The 21,265-nt window shown below is 66.8% G+C and carries 21 protein-coding genes; 10 read left to right on the top strand and 11 right to left on the bottom strand.

The window, feature by feature from the left end; genetic code table 11:
• Positions 1–44: 44 nt before the first annotated feature.
• Positions 45–815 (bottom strand): PEP-CTERM/exosortase system-associated acyltransferase, encoded by a 771-nt coding sequence (locus QZX93_RS08020; RefSeq protein ID WP_295384927.1) that lies wholly within the window; start codon positions 813–815, stop codon positions 45–47.
• 74 nt (positions 816–889) lie between these two features.
• On the opposite strand from QZX93_RS08020, the gene QZX93_RS08025 reads away from it, so the two are divergent.
• Positions 890–1,708, top strand: a complete 819-nt coding sequence (locus tag QZX93_RS08025) for a ThiF family adenylyltransferase (protein WP_295384928.1) — start codon at positions 890–892, stop codon at positions 1,706–1,708.
• An 86-nt stretch (positions 1,709–1,794) separates the two neighbouring features.
• Positions 1,795–2,445 (top strand): CDGSH iron-sulfur domain-containing protein, encoded by a 651-nt coding sequence (locus tag QZX93_RS08030; RefSeq protein WP_295384930.1) that lies wholly within the window; start codon positions 1,795–1,797, stop codon positions 2,443–2,445.
• Here QZX93_RS08030 and QZX93_RS08035 read toward each other — a convergent pair.
• Together QZX93_RS08035 and ubiG are read right to left on the bottom strand one after the other, a co-directional pair.
• Positions 2,432–3,133 (bottom strand): SDR family NAD(P)-dependent oxidoreductase, encoded by a 702-nt coding sequence (locus tag QZX93_RS08035; protein ID WP_295384932.1) that lies wholly within the window; start codon positions 3,131–3,133, stop codon positions 2,432–2,434. The genes QZX93_RS08030 and QZX93_RS08035 overlap by 14 nt on opposite strands.
• Before the next feature lie 172 nt (positions 3,134–3,305).
• Positions 3,306–4,043 (bottom strand): bifunctional 2-polyprenyl-6-hydroxyphenol methylase/3-demethylubiquinol 3-O-methyltransferase UbiG, encoded by a 738-nt coding sequence (ubiG, locus tag QZX93_RS08040; protein WP_295384934.1) that lies wholly within the window; start codon positions 4,041–4,043, stop codon positions 3,306–3,308.
• Between the two features lie 109 nt (positions 4,044–4,152).
• On the opposite strand from ubiG, the gene glyA reads away from it, so the two are divergent.
• The 5 genes from glyA to QZX93_RS08065 are packed head-to-tail and all read left to right on the top strand — an operon-like array spanning position 4,153 to position 9,000.
• Entirely contained in the window at positions 4,153–5,409 is a 1,257-nt protein-coding gene (gene glyA / locus QZX93_RS08045; RefSeq protein ID WP_295384936.1) for a serine hydroxymethyltransferase, read from the top strand.
• Between the two features lie 4 nt (positions 5,410–5,413).
• Entirely contained in the window at positions 5,414–5,929 is a 516-nt protein-coding gene (gene nrdR, locus QZX93_RS08050; protein WP_295384938.1) for a transcriptional regulator NrdR, read from the top strand.
• Between the two features lie 50 nt (positions 5,930–5,979).
• Positions 5,980–7,098 carry a bifunctional diaminohydroxyphosphoribosylaminopyrimidine deaminase/5-amino-6-(5-phosphoribosylamino)uracil reductase RibD gene (ribD, locus tag QZX93_RS08055; RefSeq protein ID WP_295384962.1) on the top strand — a complete coding sequence of 373 codons (1,119 nt, stop codon included), beginning with the start codon at positions 5,980–5,982 and terminating at the stop codon, positions 7,096–7,098.
• A gap of 2 nt (positions 7,099–7,100) precedes the next feature.
• Positions 7,101–7,772, top strand: coding sequence for a riboflavin synthase (locus QZX93_RS08060; protein WP_295384941.1), 672 nt, complete (start codon positions 7,101–7,103; stop codon positions 7,770–7,772).
• 43 nt (positions 7,773–7,815) lie between these two features.
• On the top strand, positions 7,816–9,000 hold the full coding sequence (locus tag QZX93_RS08065) for a hypothetical protein (protein ID WP_295384943.1): 1,185 nt from the start codon (positions 7,816–7,818) through the stop codon (positions 8,998–9,000).
• A gap of 4 nt (positions 9,001–9,004) precedes the next feature.
• On the opposite strand, the gene QZX93_RS08070 is transcribed toward QZX93_RS08065, so the two are convergent.
• The 7 genes from QZX93_RS08070 to argE form a co-directional block, all read right to left on the bottom strand.
• Positions 9,005–9,547, bottom strand: a complete 543-nt coding sequence (locus QZX93_RS08070; protein ID WP_295384945.1) for a YkgJ family cysteine cluster protein — start codon at positions 9,545–9,547, stop codon at positions 9,005–9,007.
• Positions 9,548–9,738: 191 nt separating this feature from the next.
• Positions 9,739–12,753, bottom strand: coding sequence for a TIR and AAA domain-containing protein (locus QZX93_RS08075; protein WP_295384947.1), 3,015 nt, complete (start codon positions 12,751–12,753; stop codon positions 9,739–9,741).
• Between the two features lie 18 nt (positions 12,754–12,771).
• The gene (locus QZX93_RS08080) at positions 12,772–12,915 is read right to left on the bottom strand and encodes a hypothetical protein (protein WP_295384949.1); all 144 of its coding nucleotides are present in this window, start codon (positions 12,913–12,915) and stop codon (positions 12,772–12,774) included.
• Positions 12,916–12,975: 60 nt separating this feature from the next.
• Positions 12,976–13,452, bottom strand: coding sequence for an Lrp/AsnC family transcriptional regulator (locus tag QZX93_RS08085; protein ID WP_295384951.1), 477 nt, complete (start codon positions 13,450–13,452; stop codon positions 12,976–12,978).
• 27 nt (positions 13,453–13,479) lie between these two features.
• Entirely contained in the window at positions 13,480–14,067 is a 588-nt protein-coding gene (locus QZX93_RS08090; protein WP_295384952.1) for a CNP1-like family protein, read from the bottom strand.
• Between the two features lie 29 nt (positions 14,068–14,096).
• A complete protein-coding gene (locus QZX93_RS08095) occupies positions 14,097–15,035 on the bottom strand; it encodes a neutral zinc metallopeptidase (RefSeq protein WP_295384954.1) in 939 nt (312 codons plus the stop codon).
• Between the two features lie 12 nt (positions 15,036–15,047).
• On the bottom strand, positions 15,048–16,238 hold the full coding sequence (gene argE, locus QZX93_RS08100; protein ID WP_295384955.1) for an acetylornithine deacetylase: 1,191 nt from the start codon (positions 16,236–16,238) through the stop codon (positions 15,048–15,050).
• Positions 16,239–16,342: 104 nt separating this feature from the next.
• Between argE and QZX93_RS08105 the strand changes: the two genes are divergently transcribed.
• Together QZX93_RS08105 and QZX93_RS08110 are read left to right on the top strand one after the other, a co-directional pair.
• Positions 16,343–17,557, top strand: coding sequence for a GNAT family N-acetyltransferase/peptidase C39 family protein (locus tag QZX93_RS08105; protein ID WP_295384956.1), 1,215 nt, complete (start codon positions 16,343–16,345; stop codon positions 17,555–17,557).
• Entirely contained in the window at positions 17,550–19,031 is a 1,482-nt protein-coding gene (locus QZX93_RS08110; RefSeq protein ID WP_295384958.1) for a RimK family protein, read from the top strand. The genes QZX93_RS08105 and QZX93_RS08110 overlap by 8 nt, the downstream gene beginning before the upstream one ends.
• Before the next feature lie 231 nt (positions 19,032–19,262).
• Here QZX93_RS08110 and QZX93_RS08115 read toward each other — a convergent pair whose 3' ends face one another.
• Entirely contained in the window at positions 19,263–20,030 is a 768-nt protein-coding gene (locus tag QZX93_RS08115; protein WP_295384960.1) for a tetratricopeptide repeat protein, read from the bottom strand.
• 772 nt (positions 20,031–20,802) lie between these two features.
• On the opposite strand from QZX93_RS08115, the gene QZX93_RS08120 reads away from it, so the two are divergent.
• The gene (locus tag QZX93_RS08120; protein WP_295384366.1) at positions 20,803–21,045 is read left to right on the top strand and encodes a hypothetical protein; all 243 of its coding nucleotides are present in this window, start codon (positions 20,803–20,805) and stop codon (positions 21,043–21,045) included.
• Positions 21,046–21,265: the final 220 nt, after the last annotated feature.

The raw sequence follows: 21,265 nt of genomic DNA on the forward strand, positions 1-21,265 counted from the left end.
GGCGCGCTGATGGCGCGCGTCCGGCGTGGCCTTGGCGCCGTTGGCTATTTTCGCAGATCGGGTGCGAACTCCGGTTCTAAACCCTGCATCCAGTAGGCGAAGATGGCCGGGCGTCTTTTTTGGAGATGGCGTTCCATCGTTTCGACCTCCAGGACGTAAGGGCTAACCGGTCCATAATAGTCCACCACTGGGCCGATCGGATGGAAATGATAACCGATACGTTTCAGTAGCAACTGGAGGCTGCGTTCCATGGCGACGACCCAGTGTGTAATGCCCTGTCGCTTGGTCTCGTGGTAGATCAACTTATAGAGCCCCGCAATGATCTCGTGCCCCGCCTCGGGGGGTCTCAGGTCGATCTCGTCCGCGACTGTGGTGGGGTGCGGGCGTGCCGGCCCGCCGTAAATCGTATCGTCTATGCGGTGGCGGAAGGTCTTACCAACCGCGAGCCGGGAGATTTCAGCGTAGCGCTCCAGGGCCGGATGCCCCGGTTTCCGGAAATAGGCATAATCCGGATTGAAATCGCAATGCCTCTGCAAGGGAAAGCCGAGCGGGGAGTGCAGGATCAGGCGCGCTGTCCCGGCCGTCTGCTGGTTGAATCGATGTCGGCCAACCAGCTGCACCGCAGAGCGGTCATAGCGGTCCCGTTCCAAGTGGTCCGGATATTCGCTTGACGGCAGGAAGCCACGCTCTTCGCAATAGACCTGATAGCGGACCCTAAAGGCCTCAGCGAGTGCCTCTGCGCCTTCCGCGCGGAAGAATTCAAAATAATTTGTATAGATCCAGTGTTGGGGGTTGAAGGGCTCGATGATGGTCATTGTTGTTATGCGTCAGTGGTCAAGGATGGCTGCGAGCGCGCTGATTTTCGGTCTGAGTGCGGTGCTCGTAAGCTATGCTGAACTATGAAAAATTGACGCTTCGCAATGCCGGCTATGTGTCTGCCGAACTGCAAGAACGCATTCGTGATACCCGTTTGCTAGTCGCCGGCTGCGGGATCGGTAGTGTCTTCGCTGAAGCCGCAGTACGATTGGGGTTTGAGCGTCTTCTGTTGGTCGATGGCGACACCGTCGACGCGCACAATCTGAATCGCCAGGATTTCACGGCGGCAGATGTAGGCCGCTCCAAGGTGGCGGCCCTGGCGCAGCGCCTGAGGGCGATCAATCCGGCAGTCGACATTCTTGAAGTTAGCGCTAACCTGGGCGAGAACAATACGCGGCAGATTGTGGCGGACGCGGATCTGGTCTTCGACACGGTCGATTTCCTTGACCTGTCGGCCATCGTGCGTCTCCACGATGAATGTCAGCGCCAGGGGAAACCGGCCATCACGGCCATTGCCGTCGGCTGGGGTGCCGGCGTCCTCTATTTCCCGGTCGGCGGGGAGTGGAGCTTCCGTCGCCTGTTCCGTATCGCCGAGGGCGAGGCGGTCGAAAATGGGGCCTATGTCGCGATGTTCGCGCCGCTGATGCGGCGGCTTGCCGATCGACTCGACCCCCAGGTACACGAGGTGGTCTCCGCTGCCCTCAAGACCATGGAGGACGGGGCGCCCTGTCCGGCCTCTCAGGTTGCCCCAGGCGCCTTTGCGGTCGGTGCCTTGGCGATGACGCTGGTGGTGCGTATCCTCGCCGGTTTGCCCGTGAACCAGGCGCCGCACCTGCTCATCGCGGACCTGCCGACCGCCCTCACATCGCCCGGTATCGACCTGTCGCGCTGAACCTGGTCCCGTCAGCGACTTGAATCCCGCGTCGGCGCGGTTATTTAGCGACAACGATTCCATCCACTTCCTTAAAGGCCAGACAGATGAGCGAAAACCAGGTGGTCGAGTTCCCGGGTGCCGAGATCGACGTCCAGTGGGACGGTCGACTGTGCATCCATGTCGGCGAGTGTGGCAACGCGGCCGGAGAACTCTTCGTCGGCGGCCGGGAGCCCTGGTGCATCCCGGATTGTTGCAGCAAGGTGCAGGTGCGCGAGATCATCGAGCGCTGCCCGAGCGGGGCACTGAGCTACAGCGATCCGGAGGGCGGTCCCGAGGTGGCCCCGGCGGAGAACACGGTGACGGTCGCCTACAATGGCCCACTCTATGCCCATGGCGAGTTGGCGATCGAGGGGGCGCCCGCGGACATGCCGGGGGTCAGCCACCGGGCCGCGCTCTGTCGCTGTGGGGCGTCCGCCAACAAGCCCTTCTGTGATAACAGTCACCTGAAAGTCGGTTTCGAGGACTTTGGTGCAGTCGGCGAGCGTGGGGTCCCACTCACCGCCTTGGGCGGTCCACTGGCGATCAAGGCCTTACCCGATGGGCCCCTGTTGGTCAACGGCAATCTCAGCATCCGGGCCGCGAGCGGGCGCTTGGCCTGGGAGGGGGCCGCGACCGCCCTGTGCCGCTGCGGGGCCTCCAAGAACAAACCCTTCTGCGACGGTAGCCACCAGCAGGTCGGCTTTAAGAGCACCTGAGCAGTTCCAGATAAGCCGGAGCGGCCGTCTCGGGCGCGGGCAGGCCGAAGGGGTCCTCGCCGGGGTAGAGCCGGGCGCGCAGTCCGGTGCGCAGCACCCCGGGGTCCAGGCTGGCGACGCGGATCGGGCTGGTGCCGCGGGTTTCCTCGGCCAGCACCTGGGCCAGTCCCTCCAGGCCGAATTTGGCCGCCGCGAAGGCGCCCCAGTAGGCGTGTCCGGCGCGCCCGACCCGGTCGGCGGTGAAGATCACCACCGCGTCGCGGGAGGCGCGCAGGAGCGGCAGGCAGGCCTGGGTGAGCAGAAAGGGGGCGGTGAGATTGATCCGCAGCACCTGCTCCCAGTCGGCGGCATCGTAGTCGTCGAGGCGAGCGAGGTAGGGGGCGAAGGCGGCGCAATGCACCAGTGAGTCGAGTCGCCCGAAGGTCTCCCCGACCAGCTCGGCCGCGCCGCGGGCCGCGCGCTCGTCGGCCGTGTCGAGATTGAGCGGCAGGATGGCGGGCTCGGGCCCGCCGGCTGACTCGATCGCGTCATAGACCGCGGCCAGGTCGGCGTCCGGGTGGTCGCTCAAGACCAGGGTGGCACCCTGGGCGGCGGCGGCCAGGGCGACGGCGCGGCCGATCCCCTCGGCCGCCCCGGTCACCAGGACGACGCGCTCTGCGAGTGGTTGTTGTGTTGGGTCTGCTGCCATCGGTAATCCTAGAGCCTGGAAAGGGCAATTGTCACGCCAAGGCGCCAAGCTCGCCAAGGTTGTTCAGTGTGTTGTCGGCGGCTGGCCATCCACCCGACGGGCGATCTGGATCGCCTGGTCTATCTTATTGTATTTATTGGCGAGCTTGGCGCCTTGCCGTGAGAAACTCGGGTTAGTCCCCCGCATCGCGCCGGCACGTGACCAGATAGTTCACATCCACGTCAGTGGGGTTGAGCGCAAAGACGCGGGTCAGCGGGTCGTAGGTGAGCCCGGTGATGTCAAGGGTGCGCAGGCCGGCGGCGCGAATCCAGCGATCCAGTTCGGCCGGGCGGATGAAGCGGTTGAAGTCATGGGTCCCGGTCGGCAGCATTTTGAACAGATACTCGGCCCCGAGGATAGCCAGGAGATAGGACTTGAGATTGCGGTTGAGGGTAGAGAAAAACACCAGACCCCCGGGTCGTACCAGCCGCGCGCAGGCCGCCACCACTGAGCCCGGGTCTGGCACATGCTCCAGCAGCTCGGTACAGGTGACGACGTCGAAGCTGGCCGGCCGCTCGGCCGCCAGCGCCTCCGCCGGGATGCGCCGGTAGTCGACCGCGATACCGCTCTCCAGGGTGTGCAGCTCGGCCACCCGCAACGGCGTTTCGCCCATGTCGATGCCGAGGACATGGGCGCCGCGGCTGGCCATGGACTCGGACAGGATGCCGCCGCCGCAGCCGACGTCCAGCACCTCGCGGCCCGCCAGTCCGGCGGCCCGATCGATGTACTCCAGCCGCAGCGGATTGAGTTCGTGCAGCATTTTGCACTCGCTCAAGGGGTCCCACCAGCGCGCGGCCAGGGCCTCGAACTTGCCGATCTCTCCGGGGTCCACGTTGGCGTGGAGGTCGTGGTGCTGGGCGGTGGCGGTCATGGGGTAAGGGACCTAGGTGGCTGGGATAGCGGGAGGCGCCATTCTATAACGAGCGGTGCCGGACAGAACCGATTAAACTGCACGGCTTTTCACGCCGGGGGAACCTCCCATGTTTACACAGACCATGACGATTCGCGACTACGACCCGGAACTTTGGGCGGCCATCCAGGGCGAGGAGCTGCGCCAGGAGGAGCACATCGAGCTGATTGCCTCCGAAAATTATGTCAGCCCCCGGGTCCTGGAGGCCCAGGGAGGCGTCATGACCAACAAGTATGCCGAGGGCTACCCCGGCAAGCGCTACTACGGCGGCTGCGAGTTCGTCGACGTGGCCGAGCAGTTGGCCATCGACCGGGCCAAGCAACTGTTCGGCGCCGCCTACGCCAACGTCCAGCCGCACTCCGGCTCCCAGGCGAACGCGGCCGTGTACATGGCACTGTGCCAGCCGGGCGACACCATCCTCGGCATGAGCCTGGCCCACGGCGGCCACCTGACCCACGGGGCCAAGCCCAACTTCTCCGGCAAGCTCTACCATGCCGTCCAGTACGGCCTGGATCCCGCCACCGGCGAGATCGATTATGCCGAGGTGGAGCGTCTGGCCCTGGAACACAAGCCGCGTATGATCATCGCCGGCTTCTCGGCCTACTCGCGGGTGGTCGATTGGGCGCGGTTCCGGGCGATTGCCGATGCGGTCGGCGCCTATCTCTTCGTCGACATGGCCCATGTGGCCGGCCTGGTGGCGGCCGGGGTCTACCCGAGCCCGGTGGCCATTGCCGACGTGACCACCACCACCACCCACAAGACGCTGCGCGGTCCCCGCGGCGGGCTGATCCTGGCGCGTGCCAATCCCGAGATCGAGAAGAAATTGAGCTCGCTGGTGTTTCCGGGCACCCAGGGCGGCCCGCTGATGCACGTCATCGCCGCCAAGGCGGTGGCCTTCAAGGAGGCCCTGGAGCCGACCTTCAAGGCGTACCAGCAGCAGGTGGTACACAACGCCCAGGCCATGGCCGAGGTCTTCCTCGCGCGCGGCTACGATGTGGTCTCCGGCGGCACCGACGACCACCTGTTCCTGGTGAGCTTCATCGAGCAGGGCCTCACCGGCAAGCACGTGGACGCCTGGCTGGGGGCCGCCAACATCACCGTCAACAAGAACGCGGTGCCCAACGACCCCCAGTCGCCCTTTGTCACCAGCGGCATCCGGGTCGGTACCCCGGCGATGACCACCCGCGGTTGCGGTCTGACGGAGGCGCGCGACCTGGCCGGCTGGATGTGCGATGTGATCGACGGGCGCGGTGATCCGGCCGCCATCGCCACCGCCAAGGCGCGGGTGCTGGACCTGTGTAAGCGCTTCCCCGTGTACCAGCGCTGATCGCATGCGCTGTCCGTTCTGCGGCGCCGAGGACACCAAGGTCGTGGACTCCCGGCTGGCGGGGGATGGCGATCAGGTGCGCCGTCGGCGCAAGTGCGAGCTGTGCAAGGAGCGTTTCACCACCTACGAGACGGCCGAACTGAACCTGCCGCGGGTGGTCAAGGGCGACGGTAGCCGGGTGCCGTTCGATGGGCGCAAACTGCGCGCCGGTATGATGCGTGCCCTGGAGAAGCGCCCGGTCAGCACCGAGCAGATCGACGCGGCCCAGGCGCGCATCCAGCGGCGGTTGATGTCGGGCGGGGACGCGGAGGTCCCGGCGCGGCGGGTGGGGGAACTGGTGATGGAGGAGTTGAAGGCGCTCGATCAGGTCGCCTATGTCCGCTTCGCCTCCGTCTACCGCAAATTCGAGGACGTGGCCGCCTTTCGCGAGGAGATCGACCGCCTGGAGCGGCAACCGACGCCGGAGGTCCGGCGTCAGCAACTCGATTTGCTCGACCAACTGGAGGACAAACCGAAGTGACTGCCAACCACCCCCGGGCGACCCCGCCGCGCGCGGCCGACTACGCCCCCATGGCCCGGGCGATCCAGCTCGCCCGGCGCGGGCTCTATACGACGAATCCCAATCCACGCGTGGGGTGTGTCCTGGTGCGCGATGGTGAGGTGGTGGGTGAGGGCTGGCATCGGCGCGCCGGTGAGCCCCATGCCGAGCCCCTCGCCCTGACCGCCGCCGGTGAGCGGGCGCGGGGGGCCACCGCGTATGTCACCCTGGAGCCCTGCTGTCACCACGGCCGCACCCCGCCTTGCACCGAGGCATTGATTGCGGCTGGGGTCACACGGGTGGTCTGCGCCATGGTGGACCCCAATCCGCTGGTCGCCGGGCAGGGCCTGGGGCGCTTGCAAGCGGCGGGCATCGAGGTGCTGTGCGGGGTGTTGGAGGCGCAGTCGCGGGCGCTGAATCCGGGATTTATCAAGCGGATGGAACACGCGCTGCCCTACTGCCGCTGCAAACTCGCGGCCAGCCTTGATGGGCGCACCGCGATGGCCAGCGGGGAGAGCCGCTGGATCAGTTCTGCGGCCTCCCGGCGGGACGTGCACCGCCTGCGTGCCCGGCACGCGGCCATCGTCACAGGGGTCGGCACCCTGCTGGCGGATGACCCCTCGCTCACGGTGCGACTGGCGGGCGCCGAGCTGCCCGGGCTTCAGGCTGGTGAGTCGGTGCCTCAACCCTGGCGGGTGGTGGTGGACAGTCGGCTGCGCACGCCCGCGGGGGCGCGGCTGTTCAGCCTGCCCGGGCCCACCGTGATGGCCTGCGGTGGGGCTGTCGATCCGGCGCGGGTGGCCGCGCTGGAGGCCGTGGGGGCGCGGGTGGTGCAGTTTGCCGAGCCCCACGGTCTGGTCGATCTGCACGCGCTGATGGCCTGGTTCGCCGCCCAGGAGGTCAACGAGGTCCTGCTGGAGGCCGGCCCCACGCTGGCCGGGGCGGCACTCACGGCCGGGCTGGTCGACGAGTTGATCCTGTATCTGGCCCCCCACCTGATGGGCGACGGGGCGCGCGGGCTGTTCCGGCTCCCCGGGCTGGAGCATATGGAGCACCGCATCCCGCTGCATATCCAGGAGGTGCGCCGCGTCGGGCCGGACCTGCGACTCACTTTGCGCGCGGGCGCACTGTCACCGGCCGAGGGGGTTTGATCATGTTTACCGGCATCATCCAATCAGTTGGGGAGGTTCGCCGCCTGGAGCCCCGCGGGGGCGACGTGCGACTGACCATCGGTAGCGGCAAGCTGGCGCTTGCCGACGCATCCTTGGGCGACAGTATCGCGGTCAACGGGGTCTGTCTCACCGCCGTGACCCTGGCCGCCGACGCCTTCGCCGCCGATGTGTCCCGCGAGACCCTGTCACTCACCACGCTCGGTGGGCTGACCACCGGCAGCCCGGTGAACCTGGAGCCGGCGCTGACCCTGTCGACGCCCCTGGGCGGGCACCTGGTGAGCGGCCATGTCGATGGGGTCGGGCAGATTCTGGAGCGGCGCGAGGACGGCCGCTCCTGGCGGCTGCGTATCGCCGCCCCGCCCGAGCTGGCCCGCTACATCGCGCACAAGGGGTCCATCTGCGTGGACGGCGTGAGTCTCACCGTCAACGCGGTGGACGGTGCCTGCTTCGAGCTCAACATCGTCCCCCATACGCTCGATGAGACGATTATCGCCGGCTACCGGACCGGCACCCGGGTCAACCTGGAAGTGGACCTCATCGCCCGCTATCTGGAGCGGCTGCTGCTGGGTGAGAAGGCGGCCAATCCCAGTGGGGGAGCCGGCGGGGGTGGCCTTACGCGTGAATTTCTGGCCGAGCATGGGTTCGGGGGCTGACCGTGGCCGCGGATTGAATAGGTTGCGGGGGGTCGGACAGCCAATGACAGCACCGATTGAAACCATCAAGAAATCATTGGATGTCAGCCAGCAGGCGCCGGGGCTGCTGGAGCGGCTGGGTGTGCGCTATTATCGCTATCTGGGCCGCCAGTCAGGTACCGCGGGTCTGCGCAACCCGACGATCGACGAGCTGCCCGACGATATTACGCTGCAAACGCTGGCCGGCAATATCACCACCTTTGCAGTCATCATCGCCTTTGCGGTCGGCGCCTTGACCACGTTCGGCACGGTCTGGGTGAACGTGACTTATCAGGGTGTTATGGGTGACACGGCCTATTATGCGCTCTATGGCGGCGTCCTGGTCGCCATGTTGTTGGTCGAGTTGGCCGGGCTGTACTGGTTGGGCGTCAAGACGGTGTACAGCCTAGCCTGTCTGACCGGTCAACATCAGTTGAGCGAGAGTTTTTATCTCCCGGTCAATTATGCGGTGCCCAATATCCTGGCCCGGGCGGCGCTGGAGGTCCCCGATCCGGTCATTCATTATCTTGGTATTGATCCGCTCAAGCATCTGTCACGATCAAAACTGCTGCTGGTTGCCGTCTTATACAAGGCCAAGGTCCTACTGAGCAGCCTGGTGGTGAAATATGTGTTGGTCCGGCTGGCCGGCAAGGGCGGTACGCGCACCGTATTCAATTGGGTGGCCGTCCCGATCACCGGTTTGTGGGATGCCTTTACGCTGCATAAGGTCGCGCGCGATGCGCGCCTGCGGCTATTTGGGCTCAAACTCACCGAACACATCGTTACCAATAGCCTGAGCGACGACCTGCTGGGGCGCTTGAGCCCCTCCGCTCAAGAGTGCGCGATCCGGGCGGTCGCCGCCATCATGGTCCTGGCCCAAAATTATCACCCAAATCTCTTGGTGTTGCTCATCAGGTTCGCCGATGCCTTTCATATCACAGAGGGCAATGAGTATGATAACTGGGACGATTTTTTGTCGCTGTTGAATCGCCTTTCCGCCTCAGAGCGGCTGTTTATATTGGACTTGCTCAGTATTGCCGCGGCCTTCGATGGCCGGGTCTCACGCCTGGAGGGGCGTCATCTGCCGCAGGCCTTCAAGGAATTGACTGACCGCTACATGACGCGCACCAGTCAATTGACGCAGATGCTGGTGTCCGGGCAGCTACATGCGGCCAAGGCGCTGTGTACCCTGGAGCTTGCTGCGGGCTGATGGCCTACTGCCCGGGGAGCGCCGGGGTGGGGGGTATCAATCTGACTATCGCCCAACCATCGAACCATTCGGTCAACGCACGCGACTGGCCCAAGCCGGCAAGCCGGCGGTCGATGGCATCATGGTTGCCCCACACCACCTCGGCCAAGGTGCCGGCGTCGACGCGTGATTCGATGTCATGGCAATAGAGCCCCAGATCGCGCTGCACATAGAATCCGTAGGTGCGGCAGGCGACCGGGCGCTGGGCATAAACGCGGCATGCGTTGGTCGTCTCGTCCAAGAGTGGGCAGGTCACCGGTCGCGATGGCTGGTGCGCCAAGGCCGCCACGTCTCGACTGATTGCGTGCAACTGTTCCGGTGGGAATGCGGTGAGCCCCTCCCGCAGCAAATCCCATTCCGGCGCTGTGAGCTGAGGTATCTCGGCCAGCCGCCGACAACAATGGCTGCACCCCTTGGCGCATAGCCAGTCGGGGCGGTTCTCCCGGATGGATTGAACACGCGACTCGATGTCGGTATGGAGTCGATCTAAAGGATTGTCTGGTTGCACAGTCTGGCTCTTCTCTTCGCTCTCTTCTCGTGACACCGCTCCAGCGGTGTCACGCATGTGTTAGGCGCTCTGCGCCGCGTGCGCTGACGGGGCCGGCCGACGGGGCCTCGAGCACAACTCCGGCGACTTCGCTTGCGGCCCCCAGGCCGCGACCGATGCCACCCGCTCAGTGCTGGCCGGTGCGATGATCGTCATTGCGGGGGCTGCTCGGGGACCGGCGCGCCAAGCTCCGCGGCGACCTGGGTGAGGCGCGGCCAGAGGCCCCACTGGCCGATGGCGCGGATGCGCGACTGGGCGCGGTCCAGGGCCTCGCCCGCCTGGTCCGGGCGGCCCTGGTGGTGGCGCAGGCGCGCCTCCAGCAGGTGCAGTTCGGTCTCGCGGCGGCCGTAGCCGGTGCGGCGGATGATCTCGTTGGCGTGTGCCCAGGCGCGGGCGGCCTCAGGGATGGGGTCGGCGGCCGTCCCGGGCACCGGCCGGGCGAGCCGGTCCAGGTGCAGGTGGCCCTCGAGCAGTGCGCCGTCGGCGAGATAGGTCAGCATGTTGCCGCGGCGGGCGATGGCCAGTGCGGCGTCCAGGTCGGCCTGGGCTTGCGCCGGGCGGTGTTGGTCCCGGTGGTGGTGGGCGCGGGCGAGATGCACGATGGGCATGAAAAACACCGCTCCCGCCCGGCGCATGGTCGCGACTGCTTGGTCCAGGGCGGCGCTTGCCTGCGTCTGAGAGTCCGGGTCGCCCAGTGCGGCGAGCGACTGGCCGATCTGGCAGTGGTCAAATGCCTGGGAGGTCAGGTGTACGCGTTGCTCGAAGTAGGCCAGCGATGCTCGCGCCTGCTCGCGGACCGCACACCGGTCGTCCGCAGTGCTGGACTGCTCCAGTAACAACTGACCGTAGTCGAAGCCGGGCAGGCTGGCCAGTGTTGGGTCGCTGGGAGTTATCTCCGCCTGAAGCGACTCGGCTTCGGCAAAGGCTGCGGTCGATTCGGTGAGCCGTCCTTGACCGTGCAGGACTCGGCCAAGATAAGCGAGTGCCAGCAATTTGTGACTCCGTGCCTTGGACTGGTCGGAGACCCACCCCGACGCCTCAATGGCCTTCCGGGCGGTCCGCTCGGCCTCCAGCCAGCTGCCGAGAGGGGTCTCTAGTTCGACCAAGTTTTCCGACGAGAGACAGAAGCCGTACCAGTCGCCGGACGCGCGGTATCGATCTCCCTCCGCTTTCCGCGGTCCCAGCGAGGCTTCGAGGCGGCCAAGGGACATAAGACAAAAGGCTATGTTGGACATCAGGTAGGAGCGGTTGTGCTCGGACAGGTCCCCGGTCGCTGGCAGTGCGGACCAGCCGTCCGGGAAGAACCCGGTGAGCGCGGACAGGTCCGCCGAGATGGCGCCGAGTTGGTGGACGCTGTAGTTCCGATCGCCGCGCCGGATGCGGTCCTGAAAGACTCGCCGCACGGCTTCGTACAACCCCGCTCGACACCCATGCCCCACCGCCCGATAGAGCGGCTCCAGTCCGTCCAGCCCGTCTGGCCAATCCTTCCCCGGCACCGACCGGAACCAGTCGAACAGACACCGGTGCGCCGCCCGCCAGGCATCGGGCTGCTCGGTCTCCAACCGGGCGCCGAAGCGCTCGCGCACCAGCGGGTGGGCGTCGAGCTCCGGTGCGGGCGCGGCCGGGTCGCAGTCCACCAGCCCCCATTGGCGCAGCCGCGCCAGTGATTCTGCTATGGCGCGTTCGTCCGCCCCTTGCAGGGCCTGCGTCAGCCCGGGGATGGGCGGCTCGGCGGACTTGAGCGCCAGCAGCGCGCCCCAGGGGGCCGGGCGGTCGAAAAGCCCCAAGATATTCACCAGTTCCCGGTCCAGGGTCTGCCGGCCGCGGGCCAGCTCGGCGTCGAACCAGGCCATGATGGTCGCCGCGTGTCGGCCGGTGCCGGTGTCCGGTAGCCCGGATGGAGCGCAGCGGAATCCGGGTTCCCGCCGCGTATCTGCCAGACCCGCCCCGGATTCCGCTAGCGCTCCATCCGGGCTACGGGAGGCGCCGTCCCAATCCCACAGCAAAAAGGCTGCGGTGCTGTCGTCGAGAAAGGTATGGGCAAACTCGGCCGCCAGGGTCAGGGCCAGCGGGTGCAGACCGCAGCGCTCGGCAAGGCGGTCGAGCTCATCATCGCTGCCCATGAGTCCCCGGTCGCGCAGGAGGGTGCGGGCGCCCTCGGCCGGCAGCGTGTGGAGTTGGACTTGGGCGAAGCCAGGCCCATCGACGATGCCCGCATCCGAGTCCGGGATCGGCAGCCGGCTGCTGCCGATACAGAGCGCGTTGCCGGGCTCCCGGGCCAGGGTCTCCAGTAGCCCGAGCAGCCCCTGATCCTTGACGCTGCCGTTGAGACGCGGGTCTGCGGAGGGTTGCTGTAAGGGCTCCAACCCGTCGAGCAGCAGGACCCGGGGCGCGCCATCCGGCGCATTGGCTGCGGCGCGGGCGAGTCGCTCACCGAGGTCGTAGTCCGAGAGCGGCGGGGCGCCTGGCTCGGTCGCGTCCGGTCCGGTCAGCTCGGCTAAGGCGGCGATCAGGAAGGCACGCGCGCTGGTGGCCTGGTTGTGGCTGCCCTGGGAGTAGAAGGAGTGACCGACGAAGCGCGTCCCGGCGGGCCATTTCTCTCCGGCCAGCCACCAGCGGGTGAGCGCGGACTTGCCCTGGCCGCCGGGGCCGACCCAGATCAGCACCCCGCGCCGACCGGCGGGGTCGCCGGTCCAGGCGGCCAGGCGCTTGAGTTCCAACTCGCGGCCGTAGAGCCGGTTGGTGCGGCCGGGCAGCCGCGCGAGCAGGCGTTGGAGCCCTTCTGTCGTCTGCGCTTGGGCTGGGCTCGATGGGTCCTGGGGCGTGCGGGACGGCAGGCGGCGGGTCTTGCCGTGCGCACGCAGGGTTTCGCCGATTTCTTGGGCAACCCGGGTATAGGCGAGGCTGTGTCGATGGAACGCGCGAATGGGCTTGGCGTCCCGCGGGAGCATCTGGAAGCGCCCGATGAAGTCCAGCTCTTGCCAACCGCAGTCGTCGGTCAGGACAAAGAGGATCAGCACCCCCTCATCCGTATGTCGTTGCAGGAGCAGCGGCAGCTCCACATCCATGCAGAAGTCGGAGGCCAGAAAGTCGGCGCAGAGCAGAAAGATGGCCGCGTCCGCCCGCGCCAGCGCGGAGTCGATTTCCTGCCGCCATAGGCTGCCCACGGGTATCTCCCGGTCGGTCTAGGTTCGCACCAGCCCAGTGCGCTTGAGCGGCGCCAGGTGGATCAGCAGCCGGTCCTTGACCGCCTCATTGGCGTGCGAATAGCTGACAAACAGCTCAAACGGTCGTTCTGGCTGGGTGCTGGTCGGGGAGGTGCTCGGCATGGGGTCCGTCCTGATCTCGACACGGTGGGCACGGTGGGGTCACGCGCGATTGTAACCCGTTCAAGACCCCTTGAGCCCCACCGGCAAACTGGTGCGCTCCACCACCTGGCGCAGCACGAAGCTGGAGTGCACCCCGCTCACCCCGTCGATACGGGTGATCCGCTCCAGCAGCAGTTCCTGGTAATGCTCCATATCCCGCACCACCACCTTGAGCTGGTAGTCCGCGTCCCGCCCCGTCAGCAGCAGGCACTCCAGCACCTCCGGCATGGCCGCGACGGCCGCGTCGAAACCGGCGAAGCGCTCCGGGGTGTGCCGGTCCATGGAGATGCTGAGGATGGCCATCAGATTGAGGCCGAGCCGTTTGGCATCGACCAGTGCGCGATAGCCGGTGATGATCCCGGCGTCCTCCAGCGCGCGTACCCGGCGCAGGCAGGGCGAGGGCGACAGCCCGATGCGATCCGCCAGGTCCTGATTGCTCAGGCGGCCGTCGGCTTGCAGCTCGGCGAGGATACGGCGGTCGTAGTTGTCCAGTTTCATTTGGCCGGCTGGCGTGCCTGGGCTGGGCTACTGCGCCTGGAAACCCGTGCTGTCGGTGGCCGACACCCGCCCTTTCAGGGCCCGCAGGATATCCGGGAGGGCCCGGCCGCGGGTCTCCCGGGCGATGCAGAAGCGGTTGCGCCACAGGTCATCGCGGTAGGACTCGTTACCTAAGGCCGTGATCGGTTGCCACTCATCGCCCGGGGCGCGGGCGAAGTGTCCGTTGGTGCCATAGGCGAAGACCTTGTACTCGCCCTTGAGGGTGCAGCGGATGCCCTCGAAGCTGACGTTGCGGGTGCCGGTCTTCGACTCCAGGATCAGGGTGTAGTGGACCTCCTCGTGGCGGGCGTCGGTCGTCAAGTTCTTGCCGTCGATATAGAAGCGGAATGGCGTCGGCGGGCCATCGGGGGTATAGGCGATCAGGTCGGCGTCGCGCGGCCAGGGCGGCAGGGGCGCGGCCATCTCGGGCTTGGCGACCGGTTCCGGGAGTTCCTGGATGTGGCGCGATTCCGGGTCGAGGGTGAAGTTGTTCTCGGCCAGGGCGGGCGGGCACCCCAGGAACAGGGCCAGGAGCAGGGGAAGGGGGATGCTCGATGCAGTGCTGTTTGAGATCATGGGTTTGCTCTGAGGTTGCTCGACGCTGACTAGAGGTCTTTGGTGGAGAAGGTATCGCAGGCGTTGAGTTGCCCCTGCGCCAGCCCGCGCTTGAACCAACGCACCCGCTGGGCGGAACTGCCGTGGGTGAAGCTGTCCGGGGTCACAGTGCCGCGGCTCTGGCGTTGCAGGCGGTCGTCGCCGATGGCCGAGGCGGCGTTCAGCCCCTCTTCCACGTCACCCTGCTCCAGTATCCGTCGCGCCTGATGGGCGCGGTTGGCCCAGACGCCGGCGAAGCAGTCGGCCTGGAGTTCCAGCCGCACGGAGAGCTGGTTGGCCTCGTGCTGGCTGACGCGCCGCCGCCGGGCATCGACCTGCTCGGAGATGCCGAGCAGGTTCTGGACATGGTGGCCTACTTCGTGTGCGATCACATAGGCCTGGGCGAAGTCCCCGGGGGCGCCGAAGTCGTTGCGCAACTCGTCATAGAAGGCGAGGTCGATATACACCTTCTGGTCCGCCGGGCAGTAGAAGGGCCCCATGGCCGCCTCCCCGAGCCCACAGGCCGAACGGGTCGTGCCAGTGAACAGGACCAGCTTGGGGTCGATGTAACGCTTGCCGTTCTCCTTGAACACGGCGTGCCAGGTGTCCTCGGTGTCGCCCAGGATCACCGAGACGAACTGCTTCATCTCGTCCTCCGCCCCGGCGGTGGGGGCCTGGAACTGGCGCGACTCACCGGGCTCCGGCCGCCGGCCCGCGGGGACCGTGACCGGTGGGGCGACTTGGCCGCTCGGGGCCAGCAGCACGGACGGGTCCACGCCCATCACCAGCAGGACGACGATCAGCACCAGCGTGCCGACCCCACCGCCAATGCCGACCCCGCGCCCCATCCGCATGGGCGCCCGTCCGTCGCCAAAAGAGTCCCCGATATCGCCGCCCGCGTCGCGGCGGTCCTCTACATTTTCGCTCCGTCTACCGTCACGCCAGCGCATGGGCCTGCCTCCTCAGGGTCTGGTTGTTGTCTCGTGCGCGTGAATCATATCATCCATGCAAAAGCGGCGGATGAAACCTTGCAGCAATTCCAGCGTCGGCGCGATGTGGGCGAGTTCCAGGTACTCGTCCGGCTGGTGGGCCTGGGCGATGTGGCCGGGGCCGAGGATCAGTGTCTCCATGCCCAGCCGGTCGAGGAAAGGCGCCTCGGTGCCGAAGCCGACTGCACCCGCGGCGTGCCCGGTGAGGGCCTCCCCGGCGCGCACGATCACTGAGTTCGCGGGGGTTTCCACCGGGGGGATGGAGGCAAACAGCGGCTCCACGCTCCAGGTGAGGCCGCGCCGCTGCGCGACCGCGGCCACCCGCCGGGCCAGCTCGGCGCGCAGGTCCTGTGGGTCCATGCCCGGGAGCACGCGCAGATCCAGGTGCAGTTCGCAGTCCCCGCAGATGCGGTTGGGATTGTCGCCGCCGTGGATATGGCCCGGGTTGAGGGTGGGGTAGGGGACGTGAAAGGCCGGGTGTTGGTGGGTGCGTTTGAGCTCCTCGCCCCAGGCGAGGATGGCCGTCAGGGCCTCGTGCATGCCGATGAGCGCGTTGTTGCCCAGGCTGGGATCGCTGGCGTGACCGCTGCGCCCGATGAGGCGTACCGACTCGCCCATTACCCCTTTGTGGGTGCGCACCGGCCGCAGTCCGGTGGGTTCGCCGATGATCGCGTAGCGCCCCAGCGGCCGGCCGGCATCCACCAGGGCGCGCGCCCCGTGCATGGCCGATTCCTCATCCGCGGTGGCGAGGATCATCAAGGGGTGTTTGAGGTCCGCCGGGTTGAGGTGCCGCGCGGCCTCGACGGCGAGTGCCAGGAAGGACTTCATGTCGCAGGTGCCGAGCCCGTAGTAGCGCCCGTTGCGCTCGGTCAGCTTGAGCGGGTCATGGGACCAGAGTCGCTCATTGTAGGGGACCGTGTCGGTATGACCGGACAGCACCAGCCCCCCGGGGCCGGTGCCCAGGGTCGCGAGCAGGTTGGCCTTGTGCGGCTGTCCCGGGATGGGCAGGACCTCGACCCGGAAGCCGGCGGACGCAAGCCACCCCGCCAGCAGGTCGATCAGCGGCCGGTTGCTGTGGTCGAGGCCGGGGGTGATGCTGCTGACTGAGAGTGTACCGATCAGCCCCTGTAGCATCGGGAGGAGGGCGGGGGCTTGGCTGGGCATGGGGACTCCGGTGCTTAAGGGGGCCGGCCGACGGCGAAAAGCGCTGCCGCGGCCCGGGTGTTGGTGTAGATTCGGCGGGCCTAGCCCGCTACTCGGTGTCCAGCATGCACGCAGAGTCCGCCCCCGGGGGGCCGCCGCCCGCCGATCCCGATCATCCGTTACCCGGTGCGCCGCCCGCGCCGGGCCTGGGTGCGGCGCTCGCCGTGCGCCCCGCGACGGTCGCCGACCTGGGGCCCTTGGTCGAGCTGGAGAATGCCAGCTTTGCGGGCGACCGCCTGACGCGGCGCCAGTTCCGCTACATGCTGACCCGGGCACGCGCACTGATGCTGGTGGCCGCGCGGCTGGACCTGGGGCTCGCGGGCTATGTGCTGGTGCTCTTGAGCCGCGGGACCTCGGTGGCGCGGCTCTATTCCATCGCGGTGGCGCGGGAGGCGCGCGGCCAGGGGGTCAGCCAGGCCCTGGTGGCGGCGGCGGAGGCGGCGGTCTGGGAGCAGGATCGTGCCTATATGCGGCTGGAGATCCGGCGCGACAATCCGGCCTCCCAGTCGCTGTTTGAAGGGCTCGGCTACCGGCGCTTCGGGGTCCTCTGCGATTACTACGAGGACCACATGGAGGCCCTGCGCTACGAGAAGACCCTGGCCCCGGACCTGAAGCCGGCGTTGAACCGGGTGCCCTTCTACGAGCAGACCCTGGAATTCACCTGCGGTCCCTCCAGCCTGATGATGGCGATGCACGCCCTGCGCCCCGCGCTCGCCCTGGACCGGACCCTTGAACTGCGCATCTGGCGCGAGGCGACCACCGTCTTTATGACCTCCGGTCACGGCGGCTGTGGCCCTTTCGGTCTGGCCCTGGCGGCGCAGCGGCGCGGCTTCGCGGTCGAGGTCTTCATCAACGACCCCGGGGTGCCGCTGGTGGACTCGGTACGCAGTCCGGACAAGAAGGAGGTGATGCGCCTGGTCCACGAGGACATGCAAGCCGAGATTCAGCAGCGGGGCATCCCGGTCCACTACCGGACCCTGAACCTGGACGAGCTGGCCGCGCGCTTCGAGGCCGGGGCCGTGCCCATGGTGTTGATCTCCTCCTATCGCATCTACGCGGAGCGGTTCCCACATTGGGTGGTGGTGACCGGTTTCGACCAGCATTTCGTCTACGTTCACGACCCCTTCGTGGACTACCAGAACGGAGAGTGTACCCTGGACTCCATCAACATGCCGATTCAACGCCAGGAGTTCAGCCGCATGAGCCGTTACGGTCGGGTCGGTCTGCAGGCGGTCATCCTCATTGCGGCCCCAGCCTCCCAGGCCCAGCCCAATGGCTGAGCACATTCTGCTGGTCGAACAGGAGGCCGACTGGCAGGCCGGCTTCCCGCGCCTGCCCGTGGTCACGGCCCGCGACTATCTGGCCGGTGGGGAACTGGCCACCCGCAAGGATCTCCGGGTCATCAACCTGTGTCGCAGTTACCGCTATCTCTCGGTCGGCTACTACTGCTCGCTGTTGGCGGAGGCGCGCGGTCACAAGGTCATCCCGTCGGTGCGGACCATCCAGGAGCTCTCCAGCCGTGAGATCTACAGTCTGGAGACCGAGGAGTTGGACGCATTGGCCCAGCGGTTGTTGCGCCGCCGCAAGGCTAGCGCCCTCACCCCTACCGCCTATGAGCTGACCATCTGCTTCGGTCACTGCGACGTGCCGAGCCTCCAGCCCCTGGCGCGGCAGGTCTTCGAGACCTTCCGCTGTCCGCTGCTCAAGGTCGAGTTTCGGCTCCAGGGGACTTGGCGCATCGGCGCCATCAAGGCCCTGCCGATCACCGCGCTGCCGACGGAGGGGGAGGCCGGTTTCTTTGGCGCGCTGGAGGGCTATCTGACCCAGCGCTGGCGCGGCCAACGGGCGCGGCTCGCCTATCGCTACGATCTGGCCATGCTCCATGACCCGGAGGCGCAGATGCCGCCCTCCGACAAGAAGGCATTGGCACTCTTCGTGCGGGCCGGCAAGGCACTCGGGGTCAACGTCGAGCTCATTCAGCGCAAGGACTACAGCAAGCTCGCCGAATACGACGCGCTCTTCATCCGCGAGACTACCCGCATCGGTCATCACACCTTCCGTTTTGCCAAGAAGGCGGACAGCGAGGGCATGGTGGTGATCGATGACCCGGACTCCATCCTGCGCTGCACCAACAAGGTCTATCTGGATGAACTCATGGCCGCCCACAAGGTCCCGCGTCCCAAGACCCTGGTCCTGCGGCGCGAGAACCTGATGGACGCCGCCGTGCAGATCGGCTACCCGGTGGTGCTCAAGATCCCGGAGGGGTCATTCTCCCGCGGTGTATTCAAGGCAGCGGATCGGGCGGAACTCACGCGCATCGCCGCGCGGCTGTTCAAAGAGTCGGACCTGATCCTGGCGCAGGAGTATCTCTATACCGCCTTCGACTGGCGGGTGGGCGTGCTCGGGCGCAAGCCATTCTATGTCTGCAAGTACCTGATGAGTCCCAACCACTGGCAGATCGTCAAACACGAGTCCGACGGCCGCTTCGCCTATGGCGACTCCGAAACCCTGGCCGTGGAGGACGCCCCACCCGCGGTGATCCGCACCGCGCTCAAGGCCGCCGACCTGATCGGCGACGGGCTCTATGGGGTGGATCTGAAGGAGACCGCAGACGGTCCGGTGGTGATCGAGGTGAATGACAATCCCAGCCTCGACGCCGGGGTGGAGGACCTGGTGCTGGGCGATGAGCTGTATCGGCGCCTGATCGGTGAATTCGTGGAGCGGCTGGACCGGCGGCGGGCGGGGAAGAAGTAGGATGGGAGCGCCGACATTTTGTCGGCGAGTGTTGGGGTCTGGCTCCCACGCTCCTGCGTGGGAGCAAGAGCGGGTGCTCCGCGTCCAGTAGCCAAACCGGACGCGGAGCGCCCGCACGGCATTCCCACGCGGGAGCGTGGGAACGAGAAACCGCCCGCGCAAGCGTCGGCCTCCGGTTGCTGCGCCTGCTGCCGGAGGTCGAGGCTTCAGCCGGTGGGCGTCGCGTCGCGGCTATTTGCCGAGTTTTTTCAATGCAGACTGGGCTTCGGGGTCGCCCTGAGCAGCGGCTTTGCGGAGCCAGGCTACCGCTTGTTTCTTGTCCTGTGTCACGCCTTGGCCCTTGTCGTACATGACACCGAGGTTGAATTGCGCGTCGACAAACCCCTGCTCGGCGGCCTTTCGGTACCAGGCCGCCGCCTGCTTCTCGTCCTGTGCCACGCCTTCACCGCGGTGGTACTTATTAGCGAGGTTGAATTGCGCACCGGCATCGCCCTGCTCGGCGGCCTTGCGATACCAGGCCACGGCTTGCTTCTTATCCTGCGCCACGCCTTGGCCATTGTTGTACATGAGACCGAGGTTGGATTGCGCCTTGGCATTGCCCTGCTCGGCGGCCTTGCGGTACCAGGCCGCCGCTTGCTTCTTGTCCTGTGCCACGCCTTCGCCGTTCGCGTACATGACACCGAGGTTGAATTGCGCTCCGGCATCGCCCTGTTCGGCGGCCTTGCGGTACCAGGCCACCGCTTGTTTCTCGTCCTGTGCCACGCCTTTGCCTTCGTAATACATGGCGCCGATTATCGTTTGCGCCTTGGCATCGCCCTGCTCGGCCGCCGCACGGAATTCGCGAAATGCCGTCGCGTAATCCTTCCGGTTAGCCGCGACCACACCCGCCTGAAAATCGGCCAGGGTCCCGGTGGAAACCAGGGTACACAGCCAGAACAGAACAGCCGGGGCCAGATACCTGAACCAGCCGGTATGAGCGGTGCGCCAATGCAGTGTCATCTTCGCGTCCTCCAGTCAGACCGGCATTGCGGTCAATGGGCGTGAAGCGGCGTCGGACCAGTCCGGTCGCCGCGCCGGAGGCAAGGCTTGCCCCCCACCTCGGCCCGCCCCTGCGTGCGGGGAGGGCGCAGGAATATCGGCGTGTCGCGATGCCCGCGGCGGCACCTGTTCGCGGCATTGAAGGGAAAAGAGTACGGAATCTTCGGCCGCGTGGCAAGCTACGAGCGTCGGCTCTGGGAGCGCCGCACCCCAGTGCGGCGAGACCTCGCGGGTGGCCGAAACTATTGCGTCTGCGGATGGGCCGGGCCGCACTGGGGTGCGGCGCTCCCAGGTGCCGCTGGGGCCTGCGCTCGTGACACCGCTCGAGCGGTGTCACGCCTGTGGCAGGCGCTCTGCGCCGGGAGTGCCCGTGATCGGCATTGCGAGGTCGTGTCGCGGCTGAAGCCGCTCCCACCGTGGGCCGGCCTGACTTTCACGGTAAGTCGCGGCCTTCTGCTGTTGACGCACCATGCTGGCCGGAACGATGATGAAGACCGCATTGGGCCTTGGTCATGGCTCCGGCTAGACCTGTCCTTGCGGCAACCCGTCGCGGCCTGGGGGCCGCTCCTACACGGGTAGGAGCGGCCCCCAGGCCGCGACGAATGTTCGCAGGGTGGCCGCAATAATGATCAAGGCAGATCATTGAGGCGAGGTTTTCGCAACTGCACTGGTGGCTGTAGCTGGCCTCGGCGCCGATTGACGTTCAACGAACACGACATGCTGGATGAGTCGCATGCTTGCTATTGAGATAGACACCGAAATCGACGAAAACAGTGAGATTCACATCAAGCTTCCGCGCCCGCAGTGCCGTGGTCCGGCGCGCGTGATCGTGCTGCTCGATGTCGACCAGGCCGAGCTGGCCGCACCGAAAAAGCACCGGCCCTCGCCGCGGCTCGCCTTCAAAGGCGCGCAGCTGCACGGGGACGACCTGGCACCCGCGCTCACGCCGAGTGAGTGGGGCGAGCTTTACCAGTGATCCTGCTCGACACCCCGCTGACCGCATCATCATTGCCACGGCGCAGGAGCGCAACGCGCGGCTGGTGACGGCAGATGAAACCATCCAGACCTATCCGAACCTGCGCACGGTCTGGCGCTTGTAATTGCGCCTGCTGCTGGAGGCCGAGGCTGCGCTCGTGACACCGCTCGAGCGGTGTCACGCATGTGGTAGGCGCTCTGCGCCGAGAGCGCCCGTGGCC

The sequence above is a fragment of the uncultured Thiodictyon sp. genome, from assembly GCF_903946935.1.
Classification (GTDB): Bacteria; Pseudomonadota; Gammaproteobacteria; order Chromatiales; family Chromatiaceae; genus Thiodictyon.